Here is a 13203-nt window from a genome sequence, read left to right on the forward strand (position 1 = left end):
AAAGCTAAATTTATGCCAAGGAAGTTCACGCTCCTTAAAAATAAAAATCATTAACCTAAATAAAAACACAGCACTTATGTTATCACAAGAAGACTTAAAACAGATTGCCGCCAAAGGCATTACTGAATCACAGGTTGAAACCCAACTTGAAGAATTCAAGCACGGTTTTCCTTTCCTTAAATTAGAGGCTGCCGCCGGTATCGGTCACGGCATTATAGCTCCTACAGACGAAGAGCGGGCAGAATATATCAAGGCATGGAACGATTATAAAGCTCAAGGAAAAAAAATAGTAAAATTCGTTCCTGCCAGCGGAGCCGCAAGCCGTATGTTCAAAAACATGTTCGCCTTCCTGAACGCAGACTACAATGAACCTCAGACTGACTTCGAAAAGAAGTATTTTGACAATATTGAGAAATTCGCCTTCATTGACGAGCTTAACGCCGCATGCGTTAAAAACGAAGGAAAAGATGTTGCAGCCCTCATCGCTGACGGCAATTATAAGGCTGTAGTAGCAAACATGCTTGAAGAAAAAGGCCTCAACTATGGCCAACTACCCAAAGGACTGCTGCTGTTCCACAAGTACCCGGAAGGTCCACGCACACCACTTGAGGAACACCTCGTAGAAGGAGCGCTCTACGCAGCTTCAAACGGAGAGTCACATATCCACTTCACAGTAAGCCATGAACACAAAGCTTTGTTCGAAAAAAAGGTTAACGATAAATGCCGCATTTATGCAGACAAGTACGGAATTAAATACGATGTCACTTTCTCCGAACAAAAACCAAGCACTGACACAATAGCAGCAAATCCTGACAATACGCCGTTCCGTAACGAAGACGGCTCACTTTTGTTCCGCCCGGGCGGTCACGGAGCACTTATACAAAACCTCAACGACATTGACGCCGACGTGGTATTCATAAAGAACATTGACAATGTTGTACCAGATCGCCTTAAGGACGACACGGTAACATACAAACAGCTGATAGCCGGAATACTCGTAACGCTCCAGGCAAAAGCCTTTGAATACCTGCGTCTGCTTGATACTGGCGAATACACCCACGAACAACTTGAAGAAATAATACGTTTCGTACAGCGTGACTTATGCTGCCGCAAGAACGACATAAAACAACTTGAAGACGCCGATCTTGTAATATACCTGCACGAAAAACTTGACCGTCCGATGCGTGTATGCGGTGTAGTAAAAAACGTAGGCGAACCTGGCGGTGGTCCATTCCTAACCTATAACCAAGACGGAACGGTTAGTCTGCAAATTCTTGAAAGCAGTCAAATCGACAAGAGTAATGACGAATACATGAAGATGTTTACCGAAGGAACACACTTTAATCCCGTAGATCTTGTTTGTGCAGTAAAAGACTACAAAGGCAATCGTTTCAATCTGCCGGACTATGTTGATAAGACAACCGGCTTCATCAGCAGCAAGAGCAAGAACGGACGTGAGTTGAAGGCACTCGAACTACCAGGATTATGGAATGGCGCGATGAGCAATTGGAGCACAATATTCGTTGAAGTTCCATTATCAACATTCAACCCAGTAAAGACAGTCAACGATCTGCTCCGTGAGCAACATCAGTAAGATTTATGTAAAATAACATATTGACAGGCGTCATCACTTAAAAAGTGGTGACGCCTGTTTCCATATACCGGAGTATTTTCAAGGGACAGTAGATATTCAGTACGAAAACAGAAATCTATAATATAATTCCAAATAAAAAGACGGAAGCTAAGTTCTTGTAAACCAAAAACTTAGCCTTCGTCTTCCCTTGGGTGGAGGGTGGGGCTCGAACCCACGACATTCAGAACCACAATCTGACGCTCTAACCAACTGAACTACATCCACCGTGTTAGATTGCTTTGAGTTTCAAAGCGAGTGCAAAGGTACGGGATTTATTTGAATTAGCCAAATAAATCCCGTATTTTTTTCATTTTTCCTTTAATTTGCGGGTGTTTTGGGTGCTTGCGGAGCTGTCGGAGCAGCATTACCCTCTGTCTGTTGCGTCGCAGGAGCAGCGTTTTCAGCAGCCTTACCTTGTTGTGCCGGAGCTGCTTGCTTAGTCTGGCTTGCACCAAATCCGGGCAGATTATTCGGATTTGTCTGCTGCTGTTCAGTTGCGTTACGCTCTATTACACTCTCGGAGTCGGTTGCCTTTGGAGCAACATAAGAGCACAATACGCTCAATACTACCATAGCTACGGCAAGTCCCCATGTCGTCTTCTCGATGACGTCGGTAGTCTTACGAACTCCCATGATTTGGTTGGATGAAGAAAAGTTTGACGCCAGTCCTCCACCCTTAGATTCCTGGATGAGCACTATACCTATCATAAGCAGTGCCGCCAGTACGATTAAGATTACAAATAATGTGTACATTTCGTTTATTTATATTTATTATTTATTATCAGTTTTTCCAAAAAGCGGATTTGGTCTGCAAAGTAAACATTTTTTTTTGGATAATTCAAATTTAAACGCTTAATAATTTCCAAAGCCTTTGAATATCGTCCTTGACGTATATATATTTGAGCCAATGTCTCCGTAAAATAGTTCTCGTCACCTTCTTTCTTGTCATTGCTCTCAAACTCGGGCGTATATTCCGGCTCGTCCTTAAGTTCTATACGACCACCGTCATTGTTGATGAAGTTGTCTATGAGATCTTGTCCACGCATAGCCGGTCGTTCGGTATCTTGGTCCGCTTCGTCATCACCTTCGGTCTCAAGCAGGTACGATACGTAATCTATGGCCGCATCTGCTGGAGTCGGCTTTCTCTTCTTCTTTCCCTGGTTTACGGAATTCTCGCTATCAGCGGGTATCGAGTCAAGGAATTTGTCTATGAGCGATATCGTACGGTTACCGTCGTCTTTACGGCGTGGTTCTTCCGCCTTTGGCTTATCGGCAGCTCGTAGTTTGTAGTGGGCGGCCTCAACAAGATTGAACACCACCTCACGGTCTGTGACATAAACGGCCGAACGCCGCAATTCCTCATCGAATGTCGGGTCGTGCAACAGATAAAGGTTTTGCAGGAGCAACAGCCTTGCCGTCTGATAATACGGGTACAAGGCAAGAAGCGAACGCAGGTCGTACAGCGTCTCCTTGTCCATCAGCTCAGGGTGTTTTATGAGTTGCTCCAAATCCATTTAAGTATATCTGTATTTTACCAGTTTGCAACCGTTGCGTTGAATATCTGGTCGGTTATGTCCTCAACCATTTCGGTCACGAGCTGTTCCTGCACGGATGTAAACGACTGGGTTGTCTCGAATGTAGACGTAGCCGTAAACTGTCGCTCAAAATCCTCATTGTGGTTGGCGTTATTGGTAAACCTTACGTTGACCGTCATTGACAGTTCCGCCTGTGCAGAAGTACCCTCGGCGGTAACGGCCTTGTTGCGCTGCGAGTACTGGGTTATCTCGCCTTCTATCTTAAGGTCGCCGTTACGCTTCACCTGTATCAGGCGTGTATGATTGGCGAAGATGTCCTTCAGCTGGTTGTTGAATATGCTCCCCATCGGCGCCCACACATAACTTGAGCGTATCGGGAAATCAGCTATTTCAATGGTCTTCGTCTTTGAATAGTCGATACTTGCGCCATTAAAACTGTATTTAACGCTGCATGACACCAATGCTACTGCCATGACGGCAAACATCACCACCCTGTGCAGGCGTGACATAACGTGAATATTTATCCTGTCGTGCGATATTTTCTTATTTTTCAAGTCCATATTGCTTTATCCTTCTGTAAAGGGTGCGGTCGGATATGCCGAGTTCCTTGGCCGCCTTCTTGCGGTTTCCGCCGTTGCGTTCGAGCGCTTTCTCTACCATCTGCCGGCCGAGGTCTTCAAGGTTAAGGCTCTCTGGCTCGGATATTTCCTCGGCAACGGCATCCTGTACAACCGATGTTGGCCTTTGTGGCGCCGCTACTCCTGGTTCGTGGTTGGATATTATTGACGGCAGATTAGTCTCGCTATCCGTTACGGCCACGCTGCGCGATGAATTGAGCTGCTTTCTCAGGCTGTTCATCTCGCCGCGCAAATCGTTGACGTTGCGACGGAGTTCATACAATATCTTGTACAAAATCTCACGCTCACTCTCGAACGAGTGGCTTCCTCCTTGCGCCATCGTTGTTAGCTGCATGCTCTCGGCGTCTTCCGGAATAAACTTATGTATGTCGTCGCCGTCTATTACCCTGTTCTCACTCAGCACGGACATCTGTTCGGTAATGTTCTTCAACTGGCGTACGTTGCCAGGCCACTTATATTTCAACATTACGGCCTTGGCTTCGTCTGTAAGCGTTATTTTCGGCAAATGATACTTCTCTGCCATCTGCATGACGAACAGACGGAACAGTAAAATGATGTCCTCACCACGATCACGCAGTGGCGGAATCTGTATTGGTATGGTGTTAAGGCGATAATACAAGTCCTCACGGAAGCGGCCTTCGCTTACGGCCTTGCGCATGTTCACGTTCGTGGCTGCTACGATACGCACGTCGGTCTTCATTATCTTCTGGCCACCCACACGGATATACTCGCCCGTCTCAAGCACACGCAGCAGACGTGCCTGTGTGGCAAGTGGCAGTTCGCCCACCTCATCAAGGAATATAGTACCCTTGTCGGCAACGCCGAAATAACCTTCACTCTCGCCTATAGCGCCTGTAAACGAGCCTTTCTCATGACCGAACAGCTCGCTGTCAATCGTACCTTCGGGTATCGAACCGCAGTTAATAGCAAAATACTTCTCCCTGCGCCGCGGCGAGTTGTCGTGGATTATGCGAGGGATGATTTCCTTTCCCACGCCGCTCTCACCGACAATCAGCACGGACAAGTCAGTCGGCGCAACCTGTAGGGCTACGTCAATAGCACGGTTCAAACCGGAGCTGTTGCCCACGATATTGTACCGCTGTTTTACCTTCTGCAGTTCAGTAGTGTTCATTTAGCTGACAAAGTTACACATTTTATTTCTAATTCTGCCACTTGCCATATGAAAATTGTATTTTGTTAAAAGAAAAGCAAGTATAACATAACACCCAAACACTTCCGTATTTTTGTTAGAATGTGTAAAAATACGACGTAATGTGTACAATAAATGTAGGTGACAACAATTATTGCCACCTACAAAAAGACATTTTTTATAAAGTCTTCATTTTGATTATTATATATCAATAATCATCATTATCGTCATTACTTTTTCAATGAGTTCATGAATTGCCGTGACAAAAACAACGGCATTATCAACCATACTGAAATGAAATGGAGAAAAGGTGGCAATGGCCTAAAGCCAGTTTTTACCCTTGACAAATAGGTCATTGCAATTGATTTTGGAAGGCAGTACAGGTATATTAGGCCTATTATAATCCACAAGATTTTCATACATGTCTTCTGATTCTTATTTCATGCTTTCAATCACTTTACTCATTGCCGCCCTGAAATTGGCTTGCTGTCCTGATGAAGGGAACGGTATTCTCTCGTTGCACACATTGTAGCCAGCCTTTTTCAGGTCTTTGTAGAGGTAGTCAAACACTGTCACCTTAATTAATACTATAACGGTATTGGCCCGGTCTATGGCGTCCTCTTTCTCTATCTTGTCTAAGAATCGCCTTTTCAGATCACACCTTGCATACGTGTCATAGCAGCCATCTTCTGTCAGAGGAACGTCACTCAAGTCCATCAGGTATATGCCGGCGTCTTTCATCGTTTGCAGGATTTTTACCTTGTTGCTACGAATGAAGGCCACGTTGTCGGTTTTGCACAGGACTTTAGACAATTCAACAAAAAGGAAGTCTTTATCTTTAACGTCTTCATAATAGAAGAAACGGTCTAACGACGAAGGCGGTGCTTCCGCTACAAGGAGCAGGTTTACGTGCTCGGGTTTGTACTTTTGCCGTGCTTCGTTAATTCTTTCGGCAATGTTTTCAATGTCTGTCTTCATGATTGTTTAGTTTTTACGCCTCCCATAAGGCTCCGATTAAGGTTGGCAGGGTTAATAAACGGAAAGTGTGGAGCCTGTTGCTTACTATCCCGTGGAGGCTCTGGTAAAACCCTTGGACGTAATAAACAACAACCCCACACCTGTATATTCCCATACGGCACACAGCCGCATGGAAATAACAAGTGATGAGCGTTGCCGCATAATCCCCGTCCAAGTTGAAATGTACCAGATTTCCACGAGAGGATAAAAGCGTAACACTTTCACCAATATGTCTGCCCGACACGTCGGGCTTATGGTTGCAAATATACGTAAATTTTTCCATAATGACAAATTATGGGGTTGTATTTATACCGAAGTTTTATACGGCCCGCTAACTCATTGATTGTCAGCGAGCTTCTTGTTTACGGCCTTTCGGCAGGTGAAACGTGGCCTTTTGCTGGACGAAAAGCCACAAACGGCACTGCAATATGCCGCAAACTGTCATGGGGAGCTCCCAAGCAGCCCAACATGGTTCTTTCTATTTGTCTGTTCATAGTCGGATTGTTGTTTCCTGTGCAAAAATATCGATGCACAGCGACAATACATGTCGCCGAAAAAATTATTTTCTTTTCACGCGATATTTTCTGTCTGTAGGCCGACAATACACATTCAAAAACAGCAATACCGTCGATAACCGTAAACAAAAAGGAACCAACCAACAGGACCGCTTGTGGTTGGCTCCTTTCCCTAAAAGTTTACTTCCGCCTCAATCTGTCGAAAGCTTACCGCCGTGCCGTTTCTCGATATTAATCATCAACAGGCCGATGGCAGTCCAGACAAGCTCGCGTACGCGCACTATCAGCGCCACGAAAATGCCCGCTCCGGCGGAAAGGGCAAGCCCGGCAGTAGACATGATAAAGCCGCCTTCACGCCCGCCAAGCTGCAACGGGAGGAAAAACAACAGATTGGCGAACAGGCTCGTGAATGCAAGTATCAATATACATTGCGTAAACGTGACATCAATTCCCGGCAGGACGAAAAGGATGAACATTATTTCAAGTGCCGAACAAACGCGGCAAGCCAGTTCAAGCAGCACCGCCGAGACAAACGTCTTGGGGTTCTGGTTATGCAAGGCGGCTATCTGGCGATCAATAGTGTCAAGTTGCTCTTTGTGCTTGTCGATAAAACCGCGCGCCCAACGTTTCAGCCCTGGTATGTGGCGAACAAAGTTCATAAGCCTCACCGCCATGCCCTTGCGGTATCCTTTAAGGAAAAACCACACGCCAAGGGCACAAAACGCTCCGGCTGAGGCAAGAATCAAGTCTATGGCAAAGTTAAGCCGCTCGGTAATAAGATATATCAAAATGGAGAGCAGCCAAAAGATAAAGTGGCTGAAAATATGCGTCATTGCATATAGAATGACTGACGACGAGGCGCGTTCCGTACCGATTTTTGGCGACAATGCCATTATTCGGTAAGGTTCTCCGCCCATCAATCCGCAGGGAGTGGTGTAGTTCAGGGCGAAACCCGACACTGTAATCTTATACAACCAGAAAAAATTGACCTTACTCTTGCCATCAGTCCCGCTCCTGATTATAATGTACCATGTGGCCGTATTGAAAATATAAAGAAAGGCCCATAAGGCAATAACGGCAAAAAACCAATAGCCTGCGCTCTTCAGGCCGCTCCATACCTCACGGTAGTCAAGCTGGGTAAGCATTATGGCAAGCACCACAATACCAAACAAGAAGAAGATGTTTTGGTACTTCTTTTTCATGGCATTCAAATTAATCAAAAGCCAAAAAGTAAGAATCAAGAAAAATGCGCAAGCCGCAAGAACATATTTTCCCAATCCTTACTTTTTCAACTTATAGCTTATATATTCTCCTTTTGTTTCGCTTTAGGTATGTTGAACCTTGTCTTCTCACTGTCGTCACGCTTCTCGTGGTACAGTTTCTCCAACGGATGTGCCAACGGAGCGTCGTACTCAACACGATTGCGGAAAACGTCAAGCGCAACATAAACGGCATTGCGGAAAGAACTCTCGCTCGCCATGTTCTTTCCGGCAATTTCGTATGCCGTACCATGATCGGGCGAAGTACGCACAATGGGCAACCCCGCGGTAAAGTTTACACCGTCTCCACCGTCAAGAGCCTTGAAAGGCGCAAGTCCTTGGTCATGATACATGGCCAGCACACCGTCGAATGAATCGTAACTGCCTCTACCGAAAAAGCCGTCGGCAGCAAATGGGCCAAAGGCATATATTCCTTTTTCTGAAAGTTCCTTGATGGCCGGAGCGATGATGTCCTGTTCCTCCTGGCCCAGAAGCCCGTCATCACCGGCATGAGGGTTGAGGGCCAGCACGGCAATACGCGGATTGGATATACGGAAATCGCGCTTTAGCGACTGGTTGAAAACAGTAGCTTTTTCAATTATAAGCTCCTTTGTTATCGCTTCTGGAACATTTTTTAAGGGTAAATGTGTTGTCACCAATGCGACACGCATCATATCATTAAGCAATATCATAAGCGACTTGTTGCCATCCCCAACCCTTTCTTCAAGGTATTCAGTATGGCCACAGAAATCAAAGCCGTCGCCATGAATGTTGTTTTTATTGATTGGCGCGGTAACAAGAACATCAAACAAACCATTCTTATAGTCTTCCATAGCACGGTCCAACGCCTTCAACGAAGCAACTCCTGCATCCTTTGAAGGCTGGCCAAGGTCAACCTTTACCTCTTCATCAAACGTAGTAAGGAGATTCAGCTTGCCGCTATGAGCCTCAGCGGCAGAACTTATTATCGTAAAATTGGCCTGTATGCCAAGCGCATTACGATGATACGCGGCGACTTTTGGCGAACCATATATAATGGGGATGCACATATCAAGCATGGCTGGTTCGGCAAACGTCTTGAATATAACCTCATAACCTACGCCATTGGTGTCGCCGTGAGTGATGGCGACACGTATTTTTCTGTTTTCCATATCTGATTATTTTGTAATTAAAATTGTCGTGACCGTCGGCACATAAGACTTTTATGCTTTATACCGCCGAACTTGGTCCGTGTCATATTTAACATGTTCATTTACTTAGCTTCAATGTATATAGCGACGCTTCCAACTGCCTTAGCAGGTTACGTTTCTTCATCCCTGGGGCATAAACAAACCCCTCGGCAACTATAATCCTGCGCCGTGAAGAATCTACGATGGAATGAGACACGAACGGTCCGCCCATTGCATCACCTTCCATCTCCCACAACCCCCGTGTTATCATCACCGTACGCCCATGTTCCACGGCTGTTCCGCTCTTGACAGTCAACGCCGATGTGCGCATATAGCTGCCGGGCCGTTCGCCTTGTATGTTTTCCTTCATAACACTATCGCGCACATACAACGCCCTTTGTGCCGAAAGTTCCACTCCAGGATACGAGTACACACAGATGTTCTGCATTCCGCCTGGTGCGTTGTCCGAAACCCATATAAAGCTATTGCCACGCTTAAAGGCCTTCATGTCGGCCGGTACCTTTAACGCACATCCGAACATCGAGTCAACCATTGCCCCGGCATTTGCATTGCTGCCCGCCGTAAGTAACGACATGCTGGCATTAAGCTCAAAGCGCCCAAGCAGGTTGACAAGCCCATTCGCCATATCTGGCAGCACCGTCTGCAATTCATTACATGATGGAGTATTAATGTACACAACCACCTGTGGCCTCGCCCACACATTCTTCTCGTACCTGATTCCCGTCATGGTGAATAGACCTGAATCAACATTCACGATAATGATACTTCGTGCCAACTTTGCAACCTGGTTGAAATGTATGCTGTCGGTCAACGACACGTCAAACAAGGGTTCAGGTTGGGGCAAACCGTCAACATCCCGTGAAAGAATGCTGTTAATCATTCCTGAAGCGTTGCCGTCTCCTGTTGAAAGCACGAGGACTTCATACGGACGCCCACCACTTTTGGGCAGCATCGAACCATGCCCGTCTCCACACGAACAAAGCATTACCGCCATTACGGCAACACATGCCGCCAAAAACTTCATAGGCTGCCGCCGGCCTCCTTCCTGGCCGTACTCAACAAACCACATGCCGCATAAATGTCTTGCCCGCGGCTGGCCCTTATAGTCGTGAATATGCCATGTCCAGTAAGATAATCTCGTAAAGCCTCCATTCGCTTGTCATCAGCTCCATGCAGGTCTACTCCAGGTATCTGGTGGAAACGTATTAAATTGATACGGCAGTCAAGACCGTTCAACAGCTTCACTATTTCACGTGCATGCATGGGTGAATCGTTTAAACCTCCGAACACGATATACTCAAACGACAATCGGCGCTGATGGCTGAAATCGTAATTACGCAACATGTCAACAACTTCGGTTATCGGCATAGCCTTCTCGGCAGGCATAAGCATGGCGCGCTGCTCATGTATTGGCGAATGCAGGCTTATTGCCAAATGGCAGTCGCTTTCCTCTATAAAGCGGCACAACTTGTTCTTGACACCCACACTGCTAACTGTTATTCGTTTAGGGCTCCATGCGTATCCCCAATCCGACGTCAATGCCTCAGTAGCCCGCAAAACATTGTCGAGATTATCCATCGGCTCACCCTGGCCCATAAATACAATATTGGTCAAGGTGTCACGTTCTGGCACTGAATATATCTGATTTAAGATATCACTGACAGTCAGGTTTCCTTCAAAACCCTGTTTTCCTGTTTGACAGAACAGACAGTTCATCTTGCACCCAACTTGTGATGACACACACAGCGTGGCCCTGTCGTTATCAGGTATATACACCGTCTCGACAAATTTACCGCTCATCGTCGGGAACAGGTACTTTACCGTTCCGTCCTTCGACTTTTGAACATCAACAGGCGGCATACATCCTATCGTGTATAAGCCTTTCAGCTTTTCTCGGTTCGCTTTCGATATATCGGTCATGTCATCGACAGAACGTACATGCCTTACGTAAAGCCATTTAGCCATTTGCCCACCCGTAAATGCAGGCATACCAAGCTGCTTGGCAACATCCTTAAGTTCTGCAAGCGACAAGCCCAATAAAGGGATCAAGTTGGCAACCATTATTATCTCGTTAGTATTTAATTTGCAAACTTACTAAATTTTTTTCACTTAATACCTATAACCTCTGAAAATTGCCTTTATTTGAACTTAAGACTGAAAATAAATTACAAAACAAAACGGCTGCCTTCAACTATTATTCAGTAAAGACAGCCGTTAATTTTTATTTAATTTCTTTAATTGGAATATGATTTTGTAGTAAATGCACGAACTATAAACGAAGCCTTACCGCTTGTCGGCCCTGCTTCTTGCTTTGATTGTGGATTATATGAAGAAATAATATTATCTTGGGTTTGGAAATAATAACAATATGAACCGTATACTAACATGTCCATTGCACTATTACCCAACTCTTTTCGAATTGCAATTATATTCTCTCCTATCGTATTTAAATTTTCAGCAATATATTCCATTTCCTCCATTGTCGGCAATCTCCATCCTGTAATATCATCAACTGCCAATTCAGAAATAGCTTCATTTACAGCCTGTCGCATTGACTCTTGATCGCCATCCGTAAATTCTAAAGCATTTTTCGACTTTGCTGACATAAACGTAACAACAGTTTCAGATCCGACATTTTCCGACTTCAAAACATAACATCCATTATATAATGTTCCGACTGTGGGTATATCACTTGTTTCAACATCACCACTATCATCAGTCTCCCCAGACTCCATGCCACCGAAATCGAACACGATTTCCTCATCTTCAGCCCACTCAACACCTGATATTGAGCCTGTCATCTCGATTCCGTCACCGGTAAATGTGCCGGTAATAAAAACCTTATGATTTGCCTTCAGCTCTCTATCGCATGTATATGAATAGCTCACAGTTTCACCATTTATTGTAAACGTCACCTCTACCGTTGGCCGTCCAACTGCCTCCAACAAATATACGCCATCTGTATTCTTCCAGGTCGAATCGTCTACATCTTCGGTCAACTCAATCTCACTTGCTCCATTTTCACCAGAATAACTACCGTCAAGCAATAAATTCGCTTTTAGCGGATGAATACTTACCGAAACATTGCTTACGCTTGCAGGCACATTATTTATCGTAACAGACTCTATCAACATCACCTTTCTCTCAAGCGCCAAAGTCAAAGTATTCGTTCCTCCGTATTCCAATGTTACAGTATTGTTCGCCGTCATCAAATCACCATGCTTCTGTCCATCTTTCAACGTCAATACAGTTTCCTTAGTCGCGGTTTCTTGTGTCGGAAGTTCATACGAGTCAGCAGAAGCTCCAGCCACGGCACAAACTTCATACATACCCTCCGGTAACTTCAATGATAACTCATCATCCGCAGACGAAAGCGTCGAAACCGCCACACATTCATTGCTTTCGTCAAATACGTATATATTTATAGGATAACTGATTATACTTTCCGTTCCACCTTCAGTACCGTCATTCGCCGCCGCCCTTGTACGCACAATCAACGTACTGTTAGCCTCTTTATTTTCAACAACTTCATCCTCATTGAACTTTTCGCAAGAAGAAAAAACTGACACTGCCATTAAAAGCAGCAGAATAATGATTTGTTTCATGATATTAGTTTTTAATAATTTTCGCAAATATACGTAAAAATCTCTTACGATCATAAATTCATCCTTGAAATATTCATCATCATTTATGTTTTTTAACACAAAAAATAAGCAATACTATAAAAACTCACATTATCATTAGAAAATTGTATATAATAACTTGTCGTTATAAGGTACATCAAACCAAAGACAGACCTGACTTTAAAAAAAGTGTTCGGTGAACATCCAAGCTTCATCAGCTTCCTCAATGTACTGCTGCCGTTTGACAAGTCCGACGAGGAAGCAACAGGGTTGAATAACTCAGCCCGAAACTTGTGCCATAAAATTCGCTACGCAAGGACAGCATCATAGACGTGAGCAGCCGCAACAAGGCAGGGTGACAATTTATCGTGAAGATACAGATGCTCAGTCAAAGATAACTTAACGTGAGTTCGGTATAATAATCTTATGCAATAAGCCTGCTTTTATCAATGATGTCAATATTGAGTGACGGTTTCTTAGGAAGCAGGTTGTATGCGATAAGCCCTGCAATCAGGTTGGAAGCAAAACCGTCAATGCTGCGGTGCCTGGTATGCTCAATGTAGCAGACGTTTTTGAGTTCGTCGTTGACGGTTTCAATGAGCGCCCTTTTCCGCAGCAGGATTTTGTCGTGCAGGTCCATGAG

13 protein-coding genes and 1 tRNA gene are annotated in these 13203 nt (G+C 44.9%); 2 read left to right on the top strand and 12 right to left on the bottom strand.

The window, feature by feature from the left end; genetic code table 11:
* Window positions 1–76 precede the first annotated feature (76 nt).
* Window positions 77–1594 (top strand): DUF4301 family protein, encoded by a 1518-nt coding sequence (locus tag H6A34_RS05080; RefSeq protein WP_205103889.1) that lies wholly within the window; start codon window positions 77–79, stop codon window positions 1592–1594.
* Window positions 1595–1783: 189 nt separating this feature from the next.
* Here the strand turns inward: H6A34_RS05080 and H6A34_RS05085 are convergent.
* The 6 genes from H6A34_RS05085 to H6A34_RS05110 all read right to left on the bottom strand — a co-directional run bounded on the left by H6A34_RS05085 (window position 1784) and on the right by H6A34_RS05110 (window position 5934).
* Window positions 1784–1859, bottom strand: a tRNA-His gene (locus tag H6A34_RS05085).
* Window positions 1860–1951: 92 nt separating this feature from the next.
* Window positions 1952–2386, bottom strand: coding sequence for a preprotein translocase subunit SecG (gene secG, locus H6A34_RS05090; protein ID WP_021949147.1), 435 nt, complete (start codon window positions 2384–2386; stop codon window positions 1952–1954).
* A gap of 5 nt (window positions 2387–2391) precedes the next feature.
* Complete coding sequence (locus H6A34_RS05095) at window positions 2392–3147, bottom strand: hypothetical protein (RefSeq protein ID WP_021949146.1); 756 nt, start codon at window positions 3145–3147, stop codon at window positions 2392–2394.
* A 17-nt stretch (window positions 3148–3164) separates the two neighbouring features.
* Entirely contained in the window at window positions 3165–3677 is a 513-nt protein-coding gene (locus tag H6A34_RS05100; protein ID WP_205103913.1) for an LptE family protein, read from the bottom strand.
* 34 nt (window positions 3678–3711) lie between these two features.
* Entirely contained in the window at window positions 3712–4938 is a 1227-nt protein-coding gene (locus H6A34_RS05105) for a sigma-54 interaction domain-containing protein (RefSeq protein ID WP_205103891.1), read from the bottom strand.
* A 453-nt stretch (window positions 4939–5391) separates the two neighbouring features.
* Entirely contained in the window at window positions 5392–5934 is a 543-nt protein-coding gene (locus H6A34_RS05110) for a hypothetical protein (RefSeq protein WP_205103893.1), read from the bottom strand.
* A gap of 67 nt (window positions 5935–6001) precedes the next feature.
* On the opposite strand from H6A34_RS05110, the gene H6A34_RS05115 reads away from it, so the two are divergent.
* Window positions 6002–6181, top strand: coding sequence for a hypothetical protein (locus tag H6A34_RS05115; RefSeq protein ID WP_205103895.1), 180 nt, complete (start codon window positions 6002–6004; stop codon window positions 6179–6181).
* Window positions 6182–6679: 498 nt separating this feature from the next.
* Here the strand turns inward: H6A34_RS05115 and H6A34_RS05120 are convergent, their stop codons facing one another.
* The 6 genes from H6A34_RS05120 to H6A34_RS05145 form a co-directional block, all read right to left on the bottom strand.
* Entirely contained in the window at window positions 6680–7690 is a 1011-nt protein-coding gene (locus H6A34_RS05120; protein WP_205103897.1) for a lysylphosphatidylglycerol synthase transmembrane domain-containing protein, read from the bottom strand.
* Window positions 7691–7788: 98 nt separating this feature from the next.
* The gene (gene pdxA, locus H6A34_RS05125) at window positions 7789–8898 is read right to left on the bottom strand and encodes a 4-hydroxythreonine-4-phosphate dehydrogenase PdxA (protein WP_205103899.1); all 1110 of its coding nucleotides are present in this window, start codon (window positions 8896–8898) and stop codon (window positions 7789–7791) included.
* A gap of 97 nt (window positions 8899–8995) precedes the next feature.
* A complete protein-coding gene (locus tag H6A34_RS05130) occupies window positions 8996–10006 on the bottom strand; it encodes a DUF4837 family protein (RefSeq protein WP_205103901.1) in 1011 nt (336 codons plus the stop codon).
* Complete coding sequence (rlmN, locus tag H6A34_RS05135; RefSeq protein ID WP_205103903.1) at window positions 9958–10998, bottom strand: dual-specificity RNA methyltransferase RlmN; 1041 nt, start codon at window positions 10996–10998, stop codon at window positions 9958–9960. The genes H6A34_RS05130 and rlmN overlap by 49 nt, the downstream gene beginning before the upstream one ends.
* 173 nt (window positions 10999–11171) lie before the next feature.
* On the bottom strand, window positions 11172–12542 hold the full coding sequence (locus tag H6A34_RS05140) for a FimB/Mfa2 family fimbrial subunit (RefSeq protein WP_205103905.1): 1371 nt from the start codon (window positions 12540–12542) through the stop codon (window positions 11172–11174).
* Between the two features lie 442 nt (window positions 12543–12984).
* A partial coding sequence (locus H6A34_RS05145) for a transposase (protein WP_205103907.1) occupies window positions 12985–13203 on the bottom strand: 219 nt, incomplete at its 5' end.

The organism is Marseilla massiliensis, from assembly GCF_016899855.1.
In the GTDB taxonomy this organism is placed as follows: domain Bacteria; phylum Bacteroidota; class Bacteroidia; order Bacteroidales; family Bacteroidaceae; genus Prevotella.